General features: G+C 64.9%; 16 protein-coding genes and 1 tRNA gene. 7 read left to right on the top strand and 10 right to left on the bottom strand.

Features of this window, described 5'->3' with window-relative positions:
* Positions 1 to 20: 20 nt before the first annotated feature.
* On the bottom strand, positions 21 to 1,964 hold the full coding sequence (locus BMY06_RS18355; RefSeq protein ID WP_080180066.1) for an extracellular solute-binding protein: 1,944 nt from the start codon (positions 1,962 to 1,964) through the stop codon (positions 21 to 23).
* A gap of 109 nt (positions 1,965 to 2,073) precedes the next feature.
* Here BMY06_RS18355 and fabI point away from each other — a divergent pair, with 109 nt between their 5' ends.
* Entirely contained in the window at positions 2,074 to 2,865 is a 792-nt protein-coding gene (gene fabI, locus BMY06_RS18350; protein ID WP_074984468.1) for an enoyl-ACP reductase FabI, read from the top strand.
* A gap of 174 nt (positions 2,866 to 3,039) precedes the next feature.
* Here fabI and BMY06_RS18345 read toward each other — a convergent pair whose 3' ends face one another.
* The 7 genes from BMY06_RS18345 to cysS all read right to left on the bottom strand — a co-directional run bounded on the left by BMY06_RS18345 (position 3,040) and on the right by cysS (position 10,993).
* Positions 3,040 to 3,387, bottom strand: coding sequence for a hypothetical protein (locus tag BMY06_RS18345; RefSeq protein WP_074984466.1), 348 nt, complete (start codon positions 3,385 to 3,387; stop codon positions 3,040 to 3,042).
* 558 nt (positions 3,388 to 3,945) lie between these two features.
* A tRNA-Ser gene (locus BMY06_RS18340) sits at positions 3,946 to 4,039 on the bottom strand.
* A gap of 195 nt (positions 4,040 to 4,234) precedes the next feature.
* Positions 4,235 to 5,485, bottom strand: coding sequence for an aspartate kinase (locus BMY06_RS18335; RefSeq protein WP_074984465.1), 1,251 nt, complete (start codon positions 5,483 to 5,485; stop codon positions 4,235 to 4,237).
* A 471-nt stretch (positions 5,486 to 5,956) separates the two neighbouring features.
* Positions 5,957 to 7,441, bottom strand: coding sequence for a tRNA lysidine(34) synthetase TilS (gene tilS, locus BMY06_RS18330; protein ID WP_074984463.1), 1,485 nt, complete (start codon positions 7,439 to 7,441; stop codon positions 5,957 to 5,959).
* 44 nt (positions 7,442 to 7,485) lie between these two features.
* Complete coding sequence (locus BMY06_RS18325; RefSeq protein WP_065060207.1) at positions 7,486 to 8,457, bottom strand: acetyl-CoA carboxylase carboxyltransferase subunit alpha; 972 nt, start codon at positions 8,455 to 8,457, stop codon at positions 7,486 to 7,488.
* 182 nt (positions 8,458 to 8,639) lie between these two features.
* Positions 8,640 to 9,548, bottom strand: coding sequence for a DNA-3-methyladenine glycosylase family protein (locus BMY06_RS18320; RefSeq protein WP_074984462.1), 909 nt, complete (start codon positions 9,546 to 9,548; stop codon positions 8,640 to 8,642).
* Between the two features lie 47 nt (positions 9,549 to 9,595).
* The gene (gene cysS / locus BMY06_RS18315) at positions 9,596 to 10,993 is read right to left on the bottom strand and encodes a cysteine--tRNA ligase (protein WP_065060209.1); all 1,398 of its coding nucleotides are present in this window, start codon (positions 10,991 to 10,993) and stop codon (positions 9,596 to 9,598) included.
* Between the two features lie 375 nt (positions 10,994 to 11,368).
* On the opposite strand from cysS, the gene BMY06_RS18310 reads away from it, so the two are divergent.
* The 4 genes from BMY06_RS18310 (at position 11,369) to BMY06_RS18295 (ending at position 14,202) form a co-directional block, all read left to right on the top strand.
* On the top strand, positions 11,369 to 12,076 hold the full coding sequence (locus BMY06_RS18310; protein WP_074984460.1) for a tetratricopeptide repeat protein: 708 nt from the start codon (positions 11,369 to 11,371) through the stop codon (positions 12,074 to 12,076).
* Positions 12,077 to 12,139: 63 nt separating this feature from the next.
* Positions 12,140 to 12,721, top strand: coding sequence for a peptidylprolyl isomerase (locus tag BMY06_RS18305; RefSeq protein ID WP_074984459.1), 582 nt, complete (start codon positions 12,140 to 12,142; stop codon positions 12,719 to 12,721).
* Positions 12,722 to 12,885: 164 nt separating this feature from the next.
* Positions 12,886 to 13,380, top strand: coding sequence for a peptidylprolyl isomerase (locus BMY06_RS18300; protein ID WP_065060212.1), 495 nt, complete (start codon positions 12,886 to 12,888; stop codon positions 13,378 to 13,380).
* A 24-nt stretch (positions 13,381 to 13,404) separates the two neighbouring features.
* Positions 13,405 to 14,202: a UDP-2,3-diacylglucosamine diphosphatase gene (locus BMY06_RS18295; protein ID WP_065060213.1), complete on the top strand. Its 798-nt coding sequence runs from the start codon at positions 13,405 to 13,407 to the stop codon at positions 14,200 to 14,202.
* A 100-nt stretch (positions 14,203 to 14,302) separates the two neighbouring features.
* On the opposite strand, the gene cysE is transcribed toward BMY06_RS18295, so the two are convergent.
* Complete coding sequence (cysE, locus tag BMY06_RS18290) at positions 14,303 to 15,175, bottom strand: serine O-acetyltransferase (RefSeq protein WP_065060214.1); 873 nt, start codon at positions 15,173 to 15,175, stop codon at positions 14,303 to 14,305.
* A gap of 238 nt (positions 15,176 to 15,413) precedes the next feature.
* On the bottom strand, positions 15,414 to 16,229 hold the full coding sequence (locus tag BMY06_RS18285; protein ID WP_065060215.1) for an RNA methyltransferase: 816 nt from the start codon (positions 16,227 to 16,229) through the stop codon (positions 15,414 to 15,416).
* Between the two features lie 396 nt (positions 16,230 to 16,625).
* Between BMY06_RS18285 and BMY06_RS18280 the strand changes: the two genes are divergently transcribed.
* A complete protein-coding gene (locus BMY06_RS18280; RefSeq protein WP_074984457.1) occupies positions 16,626 to 17,426 on the top strand; it encodes an inositol monophosphatase family protein in 801 nt (266 codons plus the stop codon).
* A 304-nt stretch (positions 17,427 to 17,730) separates the two neighbouring features.
* Entirely contained in the window at positions 17,731 to 19,068 is a 1,338-nt protein-coding gene (lplT, locus tag BMY06_RS18275) for a lysophospholipid transporter LplT (RefSeq protein ID WP_260178284.1), read from the top strand.
* Positions 19,069 to 19,155 lie beyond the last annotated feature (87 nt).

Here is a 19,155-nt window from a genome sequence, read left to right as displayed (position 1 = left end):
TGTGCTCGCTTCGAAGAGGATCAGTGCTGCGGCTGCGGCGGCGTTGACGATGGCTTTGGCGATGGCGCCGGCGATTTGAGCCACCACGTCGAGATGATCCAGTCGGTCGCGCCATAGTACAGCGGCAGCTTCGACGGATACGCGAGCGTGTTCTTGTAGGCCACGCGATGCGTCGCGCTATACCACTGCGGGACCACATAGTAGCCGTGCATCAGCACCCGGTCGAGCGCGTGCGTGGCGTCGAGCAGTTGCTCGCGTGTCTGCGCCTGCATCATCGCCTTCAGGATCGCGTCGACGGCCGGCGACTTCAGGCCGATCAGATTGCCCGAACCCGGTTCGCCCGCTGCCTTGCTGCCGAAGCGGTCGAGCTGCTCCGCGCCCGGCACCTGCACGTCGGGAAAGCGGATCGTCGTGATGTCGAAATCGAAATCGTCGAGACGCTTCTGATACAGCGCGAAATCCACCGAGCGATAGTTGATGCGAATGCCGAGCCGCGCGAGCGCCTGCGTGTACTGCGCCATGATCGGCGCCCATTGCGCGGAGGCGGCCGTATCGTCGATCACCTCGAACACGAAAGGCTGACCTTGCGCGTTGCGCAGCGCGCCGTTGCGATAGGTCCAGCCGGCCTGCGCGAGCAGTTCGCGCGCCTTGAGCAGATTCGCGCGCAGCGAGCCCGGCGGATCGGTATTCGGCTGCGCGGGCGGCGGCCCGAACACGGCCGGATCGAGCTGCTTGCGCCACGGTTCGAGCAACGCGAGTTCGCCCGGCGACGGCGCGCCCTTCGCCTGCAGATCGGTGTTCACGAACCAGCTGTCGATGCGCTTGTACTGGCTGTAGAACAGCATGCGGTTGAGCCACTGAAAATCGAGCGCGAGATCGAGCGCCTGGCGCACGCGCACGTCCTGGAACATCGGCTTGCGCAGGTTGATCACGTAGCCCTGCATGCCGGTGCCGTTATGCTGCGGAAACTCGCGCTTGATGAGTTCGCCGCTGTCGAACTTCTTGCCGACGTCGCGCCGCACCCAGTTGCGCGCGACGTATTCGACGAGCGCATCGTATTCGCCGGCCTTGAAGGCTTCGAGGCGCGCGACGTCGTCGGAATAAAGCTTGTAGACGATCTGATCGAAGTTGTTTTGCCCGATACGCACGGGCAGATCCTTGCCCCAGTAGTTCGGGTCGCGCCGATAGGTGATGGTGCGGCCGTTCGAATAGCGCTCGATCACGTACGGTCCGCTGCCGATCGGCTGCTCGAACGCAAGCTGGTCGAAGGCGATGCGGCTGCCGTCCGGGCGCAGCCCCCACTTGTGCGAGAACACCGGCAAGCCGCCCGCGATGAACGGCAGCTCGCGGTTGTTGCTGCGGAACTCGAAGCGGATGGTCGCCGGATCGACCACCACGGCGCGCGTGACGTCGCTGTAATACGCCTGCATCGACGGCGCGGCCTGGCGGCTTTTGAGCGTGTCGAGCGAGAACTTCACGTCGTCGGCGGTGACGGGGTCGCCGTTCGAGAAACGCGCGCGCGGATTCAGATGAAACGTGACCGAGAGACGATCGGGCGCGATGCGAATGTCGTCGGCGAGCAGACCGTACGCGGAGGCGACTTCGTCCATGCTGCCCGTCGTGAGGCTCTCGAACAGCATGCCGAGACCCGGCGCCGAATTACCGCGCAGCGTGAACGGATTGAATTTGTCGAAGCTCGTCAGTCGGTCGGGATTCGCGAGCACGAGCGTGCCGCCTCGCGGCGCGTCCGGGTTCACGTAATCGAAGTGCTTGAAGTCGGCCGGATACTTCGGCTCGCCATACTGCGCGATCGCATAGACCGCGTGCGCCTGCGGCATGGCCGCGAAGCACACGGTCAGCATCGCGGCGACGCCCGCCAGCGTAGATCGCCAGCCGTGCCGCCAGGCAGGATGATTTGCCCCACGCGCCACGCGCGTTTGCCTGCCTCGCGTACCTGTCGTCATAGAAAGGGATTTGTCCGGGGTGCCAAGTCAATTGTGAGAGAATTCTACCCAAACCGCGCGGCGCCGCCTCGTCCGGCGCCCGGCGCATTGACCTGATTTAGGAGAATTCATGGGCTTCCTCGCTGGCAAACGCATCCTGTTGACCGGCTTGCTGTCGAACCGATCGATCGCTTACGGCATTGCGCAGGCGTGCAAGCGCGAAGGCGCAGAACTCGCGTTCACGTATGTCGGCGATCGCTTCAAGGACCGCATCACGGAATTCGCTCAGGAATTCGGCAGCAACCTGGTGTTCCCCTGCGATGTCGCCGACGACGCGCAGATCGAGGCGCTGTTCACCGACCTCAAGCAGCGCTGGGACACGCTCGACGGCCTCGTGCACTCGATCGGTTTCGCGCCGCGCGAAGCCATCGCGGGCAACTTCCTCGACGGCATGACGCGCGAGAACTTCCGCATCGCGCACGACATCTCGGCGTACAGCTTCCCCGCGCTCGCCAAAGCCGCGCAGCCGATGCTCGCCGACAACGCGTCGCTGCTCACCCTCACCTACCTGGGCGCCGAACGCGCGATCCCGAACTACAACACAATGGGTCTCGCCAAAGCGTCGCTCGAAGCGAGCGTGCGTTACCTCGCGGTGTCGCTGGGTGCAAAGGGCGTGCGCGTGAACGGCATCTCGGCCGGCCCGATCAAGACGCTCGCCGCTGCGGGCATCAAGAGCTTCGGCAAGATTCTCGACTTCGTCGAGCACAATGCACCGCTGCAACGCAACGTGACGATCGAACAGGTCGGCAATACGGCCGCGTTCCTGCTCTCCGATCTGGCGGGCGGCGTGACGGCGGAAATCGTCCATGTCGATGCGGGCTTCAACGCCGTCGTTGGCGGAATGGCGAATCTCGGCGAGTAAGTCCGAGCTGCGTTGCTTCGTTGAGGACGCAACGGCGAAACGCTAGCAGCGTCACGCGTTACCGCATGAAAAAAGCCGCCCGAGGGCGGCTTTTTCTTTGGCCTGCGCGATGCGCATCTTCAGGCGCGAACGCCAGAGGCCACCGCGCGTGTCACGCACGCGCGCCTGAGTGGCTTAGTGCCAGTGTCCCGGAGGACCGCCACGATCGCCATGACCACGGCCCGGGCCACCAGGACCGTAACCGCCATGATGGCGATACCAGTCGTCGCGGCCCCAGTAGCGGCGACCATCCCAATAACGATCGCCGTGCCAGCCGATCACGATGGCCGGCGCGGCATAGACCGGCGCAGGCTGATAGACGACCGGCGGAGGCGGAGGCGGCGCATAGACCGGTGCGGGCGCGACATAAACCGGGGCCGGAATACCGATGTTGACACCGACGCTCACGCCAGCCATCGCCACGCTCGACGCACCGATAGCCAAGCCCCCGAGCAGCATTGCAACAACACGAGCGAACTTCATGGACTCACCTTTTGGGGTTGATGTTTTGTTGAAGCCAATATAGCGCAGGCTCCCCGGCCCGCGTATTTCAACTTTGTAATAACTGATGCACAAAAGCACGGCGCGTTCACCGGGGTAACGTCTGGTTACACAGCGACGATTTAAAGCAACAGCGAACGCAGCAACCGACACGACAGACGCAACAGCGACGCGAGAATAGCACCGACTGGCGCAGCGTATCGGCTCCACCTGCAGGCGGCCTGTCATCGCCGTGCCACCCGCATGCATCGACGTCACGCAGTGTCTAGAACGCACGAACGCAATAACGGCTGACAAGGAAAAAACTTTTGCGCCATTTACTTCGCCATCCTGATTATCTCGATTGTTGGGAAAAATCCGTTGAATCGAAACGTCGATCGAATTGAAAAAAGAATGGAAGCAGAAAGGCAGGAAGCCGCGAAATGTCTTTCAGAAAAATACGATCACGCAAACACCGCAAATTCGCGTATGACGATTTTCCGCGCGGAAAAAGAAAAACCCCGCAAGCCGAGACTTGCGGGGTTTTCACCGCCATTTTACTGGCGGAGACGGAGGGATTCGAACCCTCGATCCAGGTTTTGGCCCAGATGCTCCCTTAGCAGGGGAGTGCCTTCGACCTCTCGGCCACGTCTCCCGAAAACTTCGTTCGCGCCAGGGAGGCAGCGCAACGAAGCCAAGATCATAGCGGGTTAAAACGCTTCGGTCAATTCATAAGACGCTTTTTTCGCAAACTTTTTTCTGCTGCCCTGCAGACGAGGTGGAGGCGAAGGTTTGCAGTGGCATCTCAAGACAAAACTGACCGTCACATTCGCGTCACGCCATGCGCGATTTACGCGTGCTCGAGCTCGAAAGCCTTGTGCAGCGCGCGAACCGCCAGCTCCATGTACTTCTCGTCGATCAGCACCGAGATCTTGATTTCCGACGTCGAAATCATCTGGATGTTGATGCCCTCTTCCGACAGCGTGCGGAACATCTTGCTCGCGACGCCAACGTGCGAACGCATGCCCACGCCAACCACGGAAACCTTCGAGACCTTCGCGTCGCCCAGCACCTGCTCCGCGTTCACGTGGCCCTTCACCTGGTTGTTGAGGACGTCGATGGCGCGCTGATAGTCGCCGCGCGGCACCGTGAACGTGAAGTCGGTTTTGCCGTCCACGCTCTGGTTCTGGATGATCATGTCGACGTCGATGTTCGCGTCGGCGACCGGGCCGAGAATCTGATACGCGATGCCCGGCTTGTCGGGCACGCCCATCACGATGATGCGGGCCTCGTCGCGCTGGAACGCGATACCCGAGATGACTGCTTTTTCCATGGTCTCGTCTTCTTCAAAGGTAATCAGGGTGCCCGACTTCATTTCCTCGTCGAGGTTCATCATCGGGTCGGTCAGGCTGGAGAGCACACGCGTCTTCACCTGATACTTGCCCGCGAATTCCACCGAGCGGATCTGCAGCACCTTCGAACCGAGGCTGGCCATTTCCAGCATCTCTTCGAACGTGATGCGGTCGAGGCGGCGCGCGTCGTCGACCACGCGCGGGTCCGTCGTGTAGACGCCGTCCACGTCCGTGTAGATGAGGCATTCGTCTGCCTTCAGCGCGGCGGCGACCGCCACAGCCGAGGTGTCCGAACCGCCGCGGCCGAGCGTGGTGATGTGGCCTTCCGGATCGATGCCCTGGAAGCCCGTGATCACGACCACCTTGCCGGCGTCGAGATCGGCCAGCACGCGTTCGCCGTCGATGTCGTTGATACGCGCCTTCGTGAAGGCGCTATCCGTTTTGACCGGCACTTGCCAGCCCGTGTAGCTGATGGCGTCCACGCCCGCTTCCTGCAGCGCGATCGAGAGCAGACCGACGCTCACCTGTTCGCCGGTCGACGCAATCATGTCGAGCTCGCGCGGATTCGGCTGCGGCGAAATTTCTTTCGCGAGACCGAGCAGACGATTGGTTTCGCCGGACATCGCCGAGGGCACCACGACCATCTTGTGGCCAGCCTTGTGCCATTTGGCGACGCGCTTGGCGACGTTCTTGATGCGCTCGACCGAGCCCATCGAGGTGCCGCCGTATTTGTGTACGATGAGTGCCATTGTCGTTCTGAACTGGAGATGTTACCGCGCTGGCGCGCCGGGATTCGGCACCGCCGGGGGAAGCCCGGGGGTGTCCCGGGATAGAGGCCGCGGCGGCGCTCCGGCGCGTGCAGCACACGCGGAGTTTGCCCTCGGAACCGCGTGGCCGTGCTGACCCGCGCGCTCCGCCCGCATACCGCTACGACATCCTTGCAACCGTCGGATGGAAACCGCTCGAAGGAAAAATCGCGCCTTCACGGCGAGCGCCGCTTTTGACGGCGTCCGTGAACGCGAAAAAGCGGGCTGGACAAACGAGTTACCCTACCCGATCGAGGTCAAAATTACAAGACGAAAATGGTCTGCGGGAGGCGAAAAAGGCTTGTGTGGCAAGGATTTGCGGCGTACGGTCCAGGTCGGCGCGCACGAACTCCGGCGAAACGGCAAATTTGACCGCGACGCGCGGGCGCGTCTCGTACGACGCGTGACGGCCGATCACGCGATCGTCAGATCCTCGCGCCATTTGATGCGGCGCCAGCGCTGGCCTGCCGCCGCCGCATCGCCCTCGCCGCCTTCGCTTGCGCTGAACGCCGAGCGATTCACGCCGATGCGGGGCACGAACAACAGCGTCTCACCCGCGTAAAGCAGCGGCACGTCGCGCTCCCAGGCGGGCACGCCGTGCGATTGAAAAAGATTCTTGAGCGTGCGGCTCACGTTGGCCGCTTCGTCGCGCAGACGCTCGCCACCGGAACGCGCACGCGCAATCAGCGGCGTGCGCTGAAGCACGGTTTCGGGGACGGCGTCGGGATCGTCGGCGTGGGCGGGCGCGAATACGAAACTGCCGCGCCACGTCGGCAAACGCCACACTTCCTCGCCGCGCCAGTCCAGTTGCACGGGTGCGCGTACATTGCCGTCGTCCATCGATTCCTCGCTGTCTGATGCGTTGCGTGATGAGCCAATTGATGAGATTGCGCCGCGCGCATCGCCCCAGCTGACGAGTCCGCGATAACAGCGCAACGTGAAGCCCGCATGATCGACGCGCAACGCGTGATCGCCACCTTCGCCCTTGAGCGCGACCTCGCGCAGCTGACGCAAGGCATCGGCAATACGCGCTGTCGACGCCGCGGGCATGCCGCGCGTGCGCATCCAGTAGCGCAGCAGGTTGAGCGCGCGCGCGTCGTCGAGCGCGACGAGCGCTGCGTGCGACAGCGCGTCGCCGTCCCCCTGCGAGGCGTCGCGCAGATCGATGCGCGCGAGGTCGTCGAGTAGACGCTGCGCCGACGCCGCATGTGCCGCCGTGCGCGCGAGCGCCTCGCGAAAGCCGGGGAAATGCGCCGAGAGCGCGGGCGTTACGTCGTGACGCAGCGCGTTGCGCGCGTAACGCGTGTCTTCGTTTGATTCGTCCTCGATCCAGCGCAGATCGCAGGCGTGCGCGTAGCGCTCAAGTTGCGCGCGCAACAAATGCAGCAGCGGCCGCACGCGCGGCACCGCGCCCGGCACGGCGCGCTCGGGCGCCATTGCGGCGAGGCCCGCCAGCCCGGCACCGCGCAGCAATTGCAGCAAAACGGTTTCGGCCTGATCGTCTGCGTGCTGGGCGAGCCAGAGCGACTGCGCGCCGTGCGCGGCGCACATCGCGTCCAGCGCACGATAACGCGCCTCGCGCGCGGCCGCTTCCACACCGGACGGATCGTCGTGCGCCACCTCCACGCGGCGTGCGTCGAACGCCACGCCATACGCGCGCGCCGTCGCCTCGCCGTGCGCGAGCCAATGATCGGCGTTCGGACTCAGGCCGTGGTGGACATGCAGCGCCACGAGACGCGCCGGCCCGACCGCGCGCACCGCCGCGTCGAGCAGCACAGACGAGTCGAGCCCGCCGCTGTATGCAATCGCGATACGCGCGTCGTCGGGGAGCGTGGAAAGCACAACGCCGAGCGCATCGAGAACGATGCGCCCGGCGTCGGATGCGGGATGGTCGGTCAAGGCGTGACGGCGCGCGAGCGCCGGACGTTGATGACGGCGTGCGCTTACGCGCCCGGCGTCGTTTCCTTGAACTTGCCGTAGGCCATCAGGCGCTCGAAACGGCGGTCCTTCAGCTCGGCGATGCTCATGCCCTGGAACTGGCGCAGCGAGTCGGACAGCGCACGGCGCAGCAGCGCGGCCATGCCCTTCGGATCGCGATGCGCGCCGCCGAGCGGCTCGTTCACGATCTTGTCGATCAGACCAAGCGCCTTCAGGCGGTGCGCCGTGAGGCCCAGCGCTTCAGCCGCTTCGGGCGCCTTGGCGGCGCTCTTCCACAGGATCGACGCGCAGCCTTCCGGCGAGATCACCGAGTACGTCGAGAACTGCAGCATCATGACCGTGTCGGCGACTGCGATCGCGAGCGCACCGCCCGAACCGCCTTCGCCGATGATCGTCGTGATGATCGGCGTCTTGAGCTCGGCCATCACGTACAGATTGTGGCCGATGGCTTCCGACTGGCCGCGCTCTTCCGCGCCGATGCCCGGGTACGCGCCCGGCGTGTCGACGAACGTGAAGATGGGCAGGCCGAACTTCTCGGCCAGACGCATCAGGCGCTCGGCCTTGCGATAGCCTTCCGGACGCGGCATGCCGAAGTTGCGCGCAGCGCGCTCCTTCGTGTCGCGGCCTTTCTGGTGACCGATGATCATGCAGGCCTGGCCGTTGAAGCGCGCGAGACCGCCGACCACCGAGAGATCGTCCGCGAACGAACGGTCGCCATGCAGTTCGTGGAAATCGGTGAACAGCTCATGCACGTAGTCGAGCGTGTACGGACGCTGCGGGTGACGCGCGATCTGCGAAACCTGCCACGGACTCAGGTTCGCGTAGAGGTCCTTCGTGAGTTGCTGGCTCTTCTTCGACAGCCGGTCGATCTCTTCCGAAATATCGACAGCCGAGTCGTCCTGAACGAAGCGCAGTTCTTCGATCTTCGCTTCGAGTTCAGCGATCGGCTGCTCGAAATCCAGAAACGTGGTTTTCATGTGTTGGAATCCTTGCACTTTGCGGCAGCGCGTATTCTAACCGCGCCGGCCCGTGTCGAAATCGGCGCAGAACTATCGAATTGAGATAACGATAGGAAAATTCTGAAGGAACCAGGACAAATCAATCGGGGACGGAACTGCCACGCACCCCGCGCGCGGCGCTCCGCCCGATCGTCCCGGGCTTACGAAGGCTCGAGACTGCGCCACATATACCAGGTTGCGACGGTACGCCACGGCTCCCAGTTCGCGGCCACTTCACGCGCTTCGCTGCGCGTGACGGGCTCGCCGCTGAAGTAATTGACGCTGATCGCCTGAATCAGACCGAGGTCGTCGAGCGGCAGCACGTTCGGGCGCGCGAGATTGAAGATCAGGAACATCTCGGCGGTCCAGCGGCCAATGCCGCGGATAGCCGTGAGTTCGGCGATCACGTCCTCGTCGTCCATCGTGGTCCATTTGCCCACGTGCAGCGCGCCGGACACGAAATGCTGCGCGAGATCGAGGATGTACTCCGTCTTGCGCTTCGAGAGCCCGCAGGCCGCGAGCTTTTCGTGGCCGAGCTTGATGAACTGCTGCGGGACGAGCTTCGGACACGCGGCCTCGACTTTCTGCCACAGCGCCTGCGCCGCGGCCGTCGAAATCTGCTGACCGACCACCGAGCGCGCGAGCGTGACGAACGGATCGTCGCTGCTCATCAGATGCACGGGGCCGAACTTCGGAATGAGCTTCTTGAGGATGCGGTCGCGCTTGACGAGGTCCGCGCAGGCCTTGTCCCAATAGTCGGGGCGCACCACCTCGGACTCGATGCCGCGCGCGGGCGCCGCCGCTGCATCCGCAGCGTCGCCATGCGCGCCTTCAGGCGACGCGGCCGGCATCGCGCCGACACCGTCGACGGCGCCATTGGCCTTCGCGCGCGTCTTGCCCGCGCCTTCCAGCGCCGTGCCGTTGAGCGCGCGCTTCTTGACGCCGTCCGTCTTCGCGACGTCGGCTTCCTGCTGTTTCTGGGGGCCGCGCGCGGCGCGTTTCGCCGCCTCGCCTGCCGCGCCAGTGAGCGACGCAGACCGCCTGGCCTGCGTCTTCGTGGCCGTTGCCATCCTGCCTCCTGCCTCGCGAATCGATCAGTGGAAACTGGACAGCCCGCTCATACGCGGCGCCACTCGGTCAATCCGCCCGGTTTGTCTTCGAGCGCGACACCGGCATCGAGCAGTTCGGCCCGGATCCGGTCCGCCTCCGCATACTGTTTCGCCTGCTTCGCGGCGACGCGTGCGGCAATCTTCGCTTCGATCGCGGCCACGTCGAGCGCGCCCGCGTCCTGCGCACCCGCGGCCTGCTGCAGGAACGCGCGCGGTTCGCGCACGAGCACGCCGAGCACGCGGCCCAGACGCTGCAGCTGACGCGCCAGCACCGTGTCGCGCGTGCGGTTCACTTCGCTTGCGAGTTCGAACAGCACCGCGATGGCGACCGGCGTATTGAAATCGTCGTTCATCGCGGTACGGAAACGCTGCGCGTACGCTTCGTTCCAGTCGAGCTCGCCGGCATCCGGCGTCACATCCTTGAGCGCCGTATACAGACGCGTGAGCGCGTTGCGTGCGTCGTCGAGATGCACGTCGCTGTAATTCAGCGGCGAGCGGTAATGCGCGCGCGCCATGAAAAAGCGCACTACTTCGGCGTCGTACTTCGCCAGCACTTCGCGGATCGTGAAGAAGTTGCCGAGCGACTTCGACATCTTCTCGTTGTCGATCTGCACGAAGCCATTGTGCATCCAGTAATTGACGAACTTCTCGCCCGTCGCGCCTTCGCTTTGCGCGATCTCGTTTTCGTGGTGCGGAAACTGCAGATCCTGCCCGCCGCCATGAATGTCGAAATGATCGCCCAGCAGCGTGCAGCCCATCGCCGAACATTCGATGTGCCAGCCCGGGCGGCCACGGCCGTATTTCGAGTCCCAGCTCGTGTCCGCCGGCTCTTCCGGTTTTGCCTGTTTCCACAGCACGAAGTCAAGCGGATCCTGCTTGGCATCGTTCGCCGCCACACGCTCGCCCGCGCGCAGGTCCTCGATGGACTTGCCCGAGAGCGCGCCGTAATGCGCGAACTTGCGCACCGCGTAGTTCACGTCACCGTCCGAACCTTGATACGCGTAGCCGTTCTTTTCCAGCATGCCGATCATGTCGAGCATCTGCGGAATGTACTGGGTCGCGCGCGGCTCGTGATCGGGACGCGCGACGCCGAGCGCGTCCGCGTCTTCGTGCAGCGCGTCGATGAAACGGTCGGTGAGCTGCTTGATGGTTTCGCCGTTTTCCACCGCACGGCGAATGATCTTGTCGTCGATGTCGGTGATGTTGCGCACATAGGTCACGTTGTAACCGAGCGTGCGCAGCCAGCGCTGCACGACGTCGAACACCACCATCACACGCGCGTGGCCAACGTGACAATAGTCGTACACCGTCATGCCGCAGACGTACATGCGTACGACGCCGGGCTCGAGTGGCACGAAATTTTGCTTGTCACGCGCGAGCGTGTTGTAGATGCGCAGTGATTCCATAAAGACGATGGATACGTGGGTCGAAAGAAATCCGCGGCGGCGCCGACAGCAGCCAGCGGGTGCGTGCGAAGCACCGCGCTCCTGGAGGCTGCGTACAGTCGCGCTCAATCAGTCATCAGGGCGGAGACGACCACGAGTGGCGAAAGAAAGCCTGGCGTTCAGCACAGCATCGCGCGCAATCTTGCGGGGCGACGACGCCTGCATGACGTTTGCGCGAAGTTTGCAATGTCGCTCGCGAAGCTGGCGCGCAACCGTTCCGGAACTTCCCGTAACCAGCCGGAACTGGCACCGAACCGGGCGCTGCGATTTCACGCGACGAAAACGCACAGACCTTTTGTTAGAATGGCTCGGAGTATAACACCGCGACCTCACCCTATGAAATCTTCCAGCGGCCGCGCGACACGCGCTGCGACCTTTGCGGCGGCGGCTCTCGCGAGCGTCGGTTTCGTTCTCGGCGGCCTGTCCGCTGCGCATGCGGCACCGCCCGCCACGGCCGACGGCACGCCCGGCGCGGACTCCGCCATCGTCCAGCACAACTGGGCCTCGGCGCTGAACGAACTCGACGCGCGCATCAAGACGAACCCGCGCGACGTGCAGGCGAAATTCAAGCGCGCGACCATCCTCGCGCGTCTCGGCCGCGACGACGACGCGATCGAAGCCTTCACCGAACTCACGCAGAGCTACCCGGAACTGCCCGAGCCCTATAACAATCTCGCGGCGCTCTACGCGAAGCACGGCCGTTACGACGAAGCCCGCATCGCGCTGGAAACGGCCACGAAGGCGAACCCGTCGTACACGCTCGCGTGGGAAAATCTCGGCGACCTGTACCTGCGTCTGGCCGACGCGTCGTACCGCCGCGCCTCCTCGCTCGGCCACACGAGCGGACCCACGCAGCAGCGTCTCGCCGACATCGAGAAGATCGTCAATCCGCCGGCGGCGTCGAAGAAGGCGCGCGGCGAATCGGCGGCATCGGACGCAAGCACCACCAAGCGCGTGGGGCCGATGCTCGACAATCCGGTGATCCAGTTCGGCGGCCCGACCGGGTCGCTCGCGATGCCGCCCTTCGTGGCGCCATCGAACTAAGCCGCAGCACGCCGCGCGCGGCGTGACTGCGACACGTTTTTCCCCGCACTTCCGAGGATACTCATGAAATGGTTGATGTTGGCGCTCGGTAGCGCCGCCCTGATCGCGAACGCACCCGCCTTTGCGCAGAACGGCCCGCAAGCCGCGCATCCGCAGGTGCTCTTCAAGACCAGTGATGGCGACATTCGCGTCGAACTCTATCCCGAGAAGGCGCCCAAGACCGTCGACAACTTCCTCCAGTACGTGAAGTCCGGCCAGTACAACGGCACGATCTTCCATCGCGTGATCCGCGGCTTCATGATCCAGGGCGGCGGCTACACCACGAGCTTCGTCGAGAAGCCCACGCGCGCGCCCATTCCGCTCGAAAGCAAGAACGGCCTGAAGAACACCACCGGCATGCTCGCGATGGCGCGCACGAGCGACCCGAATTCGGCGACGGCGCAGTTCTTCATCAACACCGTGGACAACGCCAACCTCGACTATCCGAATCCGGACGGCAACGGCTATGCCGTGTTCGGCAAGGTCACGCAGGGTCTCGACGTCGTGAAGAAGATCGAAGCCACGCCGACGACCTCGCGCGGCCCGATGTCCGACGTGCCGCAAACGAACGTCGTGATCCAGTCGGCCACCGTGGTCGGCAAGTAAGCGCGCCAGCAGCGAGCAGGCAGCAAGCACCGCACACCCCACCATTCGTCGCGCGGCGCGGCGCCGGCACACGCGAAGGCAAACGCCCCGCCTCGTGCCGAAACCGCACCGCCCTCTCACCCCCGCCTCAGACACTCAGGCACCCACTGGCAAAGGATTCCATCATGGTCGAACTGCATACGAACCACGGCGTCATCAAGCTCGAACTGAACGCCGAAAAGGCGCCGAAGACGGTCGCTAACTTCCTCAACTACGTGAACAGCGGCCACTACAACGGCACGGTGTTCCACCGCGTCATCGACGGCTTCATGATCCAGGGCGGCGGTTTCGAAGCCGGCATGAAGCAGAAGCCGACCGAAGCGCCGATCGAAAACGAAGCCAACAACGGCCTGAAGAACGTGCGCGGCTCGATCGCGATGGCGCGCACCAACGACCCGCACTCGGCGTCGGCGCAGTTCTTCATCAACGTGGCCGACAACGACTTCCTGAACCACTCGTCGCCGACGCCGCAAGGCTGGGGCTACGCCGTGTTCGGCAAGGTCGTCGACGGCCTCGACGTGGTCGAGAAGATCAAGTCGGTCAAGACGGGCTCGAAGGGCTTCCATCAGGACGTGCCGGTCGACGACGTCGTGATCGAGAAGGCTGTCGTCGTCGAATAACGCAACAGGGCGCTCGCTTCATCGATGCTGCAGGACAAGGCACTCAGACACGCCGCCGCGGGCGTGCCCGGCGAGGGCAAGCGCCCTCACGCGGCGCGCCCGTTTCTCTTCATCTCGGACCTGCATCTGAATGAAGCGATTCCGCACACGGTCGCCGCGTTCGAACACTTCATCCATGTGACGGCCGATCAGGCCGACTCGGTGTTCATACTCGGCGACCTCTTCGAATACTGGATCGGCGACGACATGCTCGCCAATCCGTTTTTCGCGCGCATGGCCGCGTTGATGCACACGCTCTCCGAGCGCGGCATCGCGCTGTACATCATGCACGGCAATCGCGATTTCCTGATGGGCAAACGCTTCATGAAAGCGGCGGGCGCAATCTGGCTGCCCGACCCCATCGCGATCACCGCGTTCGGCACGCGCATCGCGCTCGCGCACGGCGACGCCCTGTGCACCGACGATCGCGGCTATCAGTTTTTCCGTAAATTCGCGCGCAACCGGCTGCCGCAACTGCTGTTTCTCGCGTGGCCGTATCGTTGGCGCATCGCGCTCGCGGAACGCGCGCGACGCGCGAGCGAGGAACGGCGCGACGGGCCGTCGCTGCCGAAATACGACGTGACGGCGAAAGGCGTCGCGGCGCTGTTCAAGCGCGCGCGCACGAACACGATGATTCACGGTCATACGCATCGGCCCGCGCGCCATCAGGAACCCGGCGGCACACGCTGGGTGCTGCCCGACTGGGATCTCGATCACGGCAAACCGCGTGGCGGTTTTCTGCGCGTGGACGCGGAAGGGTTCAGGATGTTGCCGCTCGATTGAGGGCGCGAGGCGCGAGAGATCGCACCGGATACGAAAACAGCCGCTTCAAGCGGCTGTTTTATTTGGTGACGCGAGCGATGATGGCGTCGATCGGAAACGCTCAAACGCGCGCGGTCGACTCGTCGCGCGACCGCGCCTGCTCCGCTTCGCGAGGCGCAGCGCCGCCCTCGAAACCCGCCGAAAGACGACGCAATTCGGCAAGCGCGGCATCGGCGCCATGCAGCGCTTCGAGGCGCGCGCCCAGACGTTCGAGCGCGACGACGATCGAATCGACGCGCTGCGTTTGCGTCGCCGCGTGATCGATCAAACCGTGAATAGCCAGCGACACCGGATCGTCGGCGTTCGGCGAAATGCCGTACGCGCAAAAGCCCTCGCGCGCGGCGGCCTTCGACGGCTGCGGCGACGCCTTCTCGTGCGCGGCCGCGGACCCGACTGCCGGCGCAACCGCGGGCACAACCGCCGGTACAACGATACGCGCCGGATTGCCCACCGCCGTCGCGCCTTCGGGCACCGGCTTCACGACCACGGCGTTCGAGCCGATCTTGGCCTGCGCGCCGACCGTGAATCCGCCGAGCACTTTCGCGCCCGCCCCCACGATCACGCCCGCGCCGAGCGTCGGATGGCGCTTCGCGCCGCGCGTGAGCGAGGTGCCGCCGAGCGTCACGCCCTGATAGATCGTGCAGTCGTCGCCGACTTCCGCCGTTTCGCCGATCACGACGCCCATGCCATGATCGATGAATACGCGTCGGCCGATGGTCGCGCCCGGATGAATTTCGATGCCGGTAAGAAAGCGCGCGAGTTGCGAGACATAACGCGCGAGCCAGCGGCGTTTCGCGCGCCAGCAGGCATGCGCGAAGCGATGCAGCACGAGCGCGTGCAGACCCGGGTAACAGGTGAGGACTTCCCAGGCGCTGCGAGCGGCGGGATCGCGCTCGCGGATCGTGGCGATATCTTCGCGAAGTCTCTTGAACATGGCTTTCACACGCTTCGAACGTGAGGAACAGGGGAACCGGCCGCGCGTCATCAGTGCGACGTCGCTGCGTGGCGCGCGCGGCTCGTGCGTGGTTTTAGGGAAAGTCGAATCCCTTAGCAGCCACGCTGATTTGCTTGTGATGTGCAGTCGATTGTAGGCGAAAGGCGCGCGCGGCCCCGGAAGTCCACGCGGCCATCAAGGTTGGACCCGCCAGCGCGCCGAAACCCGCCGCAGACGCCTACTTCGCGCCGTCCTTGCTCTTCAGGAGAATGTGCTTGGCGATGCCGCGCACGATGTTGACTTCCTCACGCTCGAGCCCCGAACGCGCAAACAGACGCCGCAAGCGCGACATCAGTTTCTTCGGATTGGCGGGATCGAGAAAATCGAGCGCGATCAGCGCGTTTTCCAGATGCACGTACATGCGCTCGATATCGTCGCTGGTGGCAAGCGGCGTCGCCGTTTCCTGCGCGCCGGCGGTCGGCAGCGCGACGCCCGGCGTCTCCGCGGACAGATACGCGAGCCGCAGTTCGTAGGCCAGCACCTGCACGGCCTGCGCGAGATTGAGCGAGCTATAGGCCGGATTGGCCGGAATGTGCGCGAGCGCGGTGCAGCGCTCGACGTCTTCATTCGACAGGCCGGTGCGCTCGTTGCCGAACACCAGCGCGATGTCGCCGTGCGCGACCTGGCGGCAGGCATCCTGCACTGCGAGACGCGGCGCGGCCGGCGGCGGTCCGTATTCGCGGGTGCGCGCGGTCAGCGCGAGCGACCAGGAGGAGCCGACGAGCGCGTCGGCGAGCGTCGGCACGATGTGCGCGGCGGCCAGCACGTCGTCGGCGCCGCTTGCCATGGCGACGGCCTCGGGATCGCAGTGCACCTGCGGTACGCGCGGTGCGACCAGCACGAGCCGCGAGAAGCCCATTGTCTTCAGCGCGCGCGCCGCGGCGCCGACGTTGCCCGGATGGCTGGGCTCGACCAGCACGAAGCGCGTGGACGTGAAACCGCCGCGCAGCGGCTCGTGAGCCGCTTCGGCGGCATGTGAATCGGGGTGCTCCAAGATGAATCTCGTACGGCGTGGTCAGTGAAGCGTGTATGTTAGCGCGGCTCGCGCGCCCGGCCTATTGGGGACGGCGCGGGGATGACGCAGCGACGACGGCCGCGCGAGCCCCTGAGCCATTGCGCCACCGCCCGCGCCGCGCCCATCCGAAGTCTCCCCGAAGCGGACCGGAAATCGGGTAAAATGCCAGATTCGCGCGCGTTTTCCGGTCAGTCGTGTGGCCGTAAAACCGGGTCCGCAAGGCCGCCGCGCCCCGTTCTTATTCAATTCGTCTCCGTTGGCGGGACAGGTTCCGCGGCCGCTCGGCCCGCGCCCTGTCCAATCGTTAGACGCTTTATCTTTCGCACCACCGGTGCGCGTGCCGATGCGCGCGCCGGACAACAAGGATCCAGGCTCATGCATCCCATGCTCAACATCGCTGTCAAGGCCGCGCGCCGCGCCGGACAGATCATCAACCGCGCGTCGCTCGATCTCGACCTCGTGCAGGTCGCGAAGAAGCAGCACAACGATTTCGTCACGGAAGTCGACAAGGCGGCCGAAGCCGCCATCATCGAAACGCTCTCCACCGCCTACCCCGACCACGCGATCCTCGCCGAAGAATCGGGCGAATCGGCCCACGAGTCGGAATACCAGTGGATCATCGATCCGCTCGACGGCACCACGAACTTCATCCACGGTTTCCAGTACTACTGCGTCTCGATCGCGCTCGCACACAAGGGCATCGTCACGCAGGCCGTGGTCTATGACCCGACGCGCAACGACCTCTTCACCGCTTCGCGCGGCCGCGGCGCGTTCCTGAACGACCGCCGTATCCGCGTCGGCCGCCGCGACCGTCTCGCCGACGGCCTGATCGGCACGGGCTTCCCGTTCCGCGAAAAGGACGGCCTCGACAGCTACTGCGATCTGTTCGCCGCGATGACCAACGCCTGCGCCGGCCTGCGCCGCCCGGGCGCCGCTGCGCTCGATCTGGCGAACGTCGCCGCGGGCCGCATGGACGGCTTCTTCGAACAGGGCCTCAATCCCTGGGACGTCGCTGCGGGCGCGCTGCTCGTGACGGAAGCCGGCGGCCTGATCGGCAACTACACGGGCGACTCGGACTTCCTGCACGTCGGCGAAATCGTCGCGGGCAACCCGAAGATCTACGCGCAAATGGTGCCGATCCTCTCGAAGTACACGCGCATCAAGAAGGAAGCCTGAGCGCGCTGACGCCGTATCCGCGCTGCCGCCGTCGCGCATGAAGCCGTCAGGCGATTGCGAGGAACACTGCGGCGCGCAGCGGCCCGTGTCACAATCGGGCAAACTGGAAAAAGCAGGATCACGGCGACACAACCCGCGGGGAAAGCGGCGACACGGCAGCGCGAACACGCGCCGCACGACGCCCACCCGCCACAACAAGCGGCTTCGGCCGCTTTTTTCGTCGTGAATCCGAGGTTTTGGCGCGCCGGGTTCGCTCCTGTTGCGTCCCGGTTTCTTTCCATTGCGTTTCCCGCGCCGTGGTCGCCTGGGCCATCGAGCCGCCGTTCAACCGCTCCAACCCGCGATGAAAAAAGGCTTCTTCACGATCATCGCCGCGCAGTTCGTTTCGTCGCTCGCCGACAACGCACTGCTGATCGCGGCAATCGCGTTGCTCACGGTGATTTCGTCGCCGGCCTGGGTCACGCCGCTCCTCCAGATATTCTTCACGGTCTCGTACGTGCTGCTCGCGCCCTTCGTTGGCGCGTTCGCCGACGCGCTGCAAAAGCGCCACGTGATGTTCGTCTCGAACGCGCTCAAGGCCGCCGGCTGCATGCTGATGATCGCGGGCGTGCACCCGATGATCGCGTACGGCGTGGTCGGTTTCGGCGCGGCGGCCTACTCGCCCGCAAAGTATGGAATCCTCACTGAATTGCTGCCCGCCGAGAAACTCGTCGCGGCCAACGCGTGGCTCGAATCGGCGACCGTGCTCTCGACCATCGTCGGCACCATGCTCGGCGGCGCGCTAGTGTCGACCTACGCGCAGCGTTTCGTCCAGCACCATCCGATGCCGCTGATCCACTCGGCCGCCGATCTCGCGATGCTCGCAGTCATGATCACTTATGCGATCGCGGCGCTCATCAACGTCGGCATTCCCGATACGGGCGCGCGCTACGAGAACCGCCTCAAGGAACCGGCGCGGCTGGTGGGCGACTTCGTGCACTGCTTCAACGTGCTCTGGGCCGACAAGCTCGCGCAGATCGCGCTGTGGGTCACGACCCTGATGTGGGGCGCGGCCGTCACGCTGCAACTGCTGGTGCTCAAATGGGCCGACGCGAACCTCGGCCTCACGCTCTCGAAGGCCGCCGTGATGCAGGGCGTGACGGGCCTCGGGATCGCGCTCGGCGCGGGCGCGGCGGCGGCCTGGGTGTCGTTGCGCGCGTCGCTGCGCGTGCTGCCCGTGGGCGTGCTCTGCGGCGTCGTGGCCATGGCGATGGCGTTCTACAGCAAGAATCTGTTTCCGGCCGGCGAAGGCCTGCGCTTCGGCACCTTCGTGCTGCCCTTTTATCTGCTGTTCGCGTATCCGCTGATGATCGCGCTCGGCGCGCTCGCGGGCTTTTTCATCGTGCCGATGAACGCCCTGCTCCAGCATCGCGGCGCGACGCTGCTGTCGGCGGGCCACTCGATCGCCGTGCAGAATTTCAACCAGAACCTCGCCGTGCTGATGATGCTCGGCGCCTATGCGCTGCTGCTCACGGCGAAAATGCCGGTGCAATGGATCATCGTCGTATTCGGCGTGTTCGTGTCCGGCATGATCTGGCTCGCCATGCGACGCAGTGCCGCGAACGCCCGCACCGTGGACCTGCAGGCGCTCGTCGACGAATGAGCGCGCACCGCCTGACGGGATGACGCGCGCATGCGCTGGCCATCCGGCCAGGTTCACGCGCCTCCCGCGCGGGTTACACTCACGCCC

The organism is Paraburkholderia tropica (assembly GCF_900109265.1).
GTDB classification, from domain to species: domain Bacteria; phylum Pseudomonadota; class Gammaproteobacteria; order Burkholderiales; family Burkholderiaceae; genus Paraburkholderia; species Paraburkholderia tropica.
This window is presented reverse-complemented; position numbering and strand designations above follow the sequence as displayed.

Bases quoted from the DNA above. Each gene is read 5' to 3' on its own strand.
- BMY06_RS18325 (WP_065060207.1), bottom strand. From the start codon at position 8,457: ATGAAAACCACGTTTCTGGATTTCGAGCAGCCGATCGCTGAACTCGAA.
- BMY06_RS18295 (WP_065060213.1), top strand. From the start codon at position 13,405: ATGCTGCAGGACAAGGCACTCAGACACGCCGCCGCGGGCGTGCCCGGC.
- BMY06_RS18305 (WP_074984459.1), top strand. From the start codon at position 12,140: ATGAAATGGTTGATGTTGGCGCTCGGTAGCGCCGCCCTGATCGCGAAC.
- cysS (WP_065060209.1), bottom strand. From the start codon at position 10,993: ATGGAATCACTGCGCATCTACAACACGCTCGCGCGTGACAAGCAAAAT.
- BMY06_RS18300 (WP_065060212.1), top strand. From the start codon at position 12,886: ATGGTCGAACTGCATACGAACCACGGCGTCATCAAGCTCGAACTGAAC.
- BMY06_RS18355 (WP_080180066.1), bottom strand. From the start codon at position 1,964: ATGACGACAGGTACGCGAGGCAGGCAAACGCGCGTGGCGCGTGGGGCA.
- BMY06_RS18280 (WP_074984457.1), top strand. From the start codon at position 16,626: ATGCATCCCATGCTCAACATCGCTGTCAAGGCCGCGCGCCGCGCCGGA.
- BMY06_RS18310 (WP_074984460.1), top strand. From the start codon at position 11,369: ATGAAATCTTCCAGCGGCCGCGCGACACGCGCTGCGACCTTTGCGGCG.
- BMY06_RS18320 (WP_074984462.1), bottom strand. From the start codon at position 9,548: ATGGCAACGGCCACGAAGACGCAGGCCAGGCGGTCTGCGTCGCTCACT.
- fabI (WP_074984468.1), top strand. From the start codon at position 2,074: ATGGGCTTCCTCGCTGGCAAACGCATCCTGTTGACCGGCTTGCTGTCG.
- BMY06_RS18345 (WP_074984466.1), bottom strand. From the start codon at position 3,387: ATGAAGTTCGCTCGTGTTGTTGCAATGCTGCTCGGGGGCTTGGCTATC.
- cysE (WP_065060214.1), bottom strand. From the start codon at position 15,175: ATGTTCAAGAGACTTCGCGAAGATATCGCCACGATCCGCGAGCGCGAT.
- BMY06_RS18335 (WP_074984465.1), bottom strand. From the start codon at position 5,485: ATGGCACTCATCGTACACAAATACGGCGGCACCTCGATGGGCTCGGTC.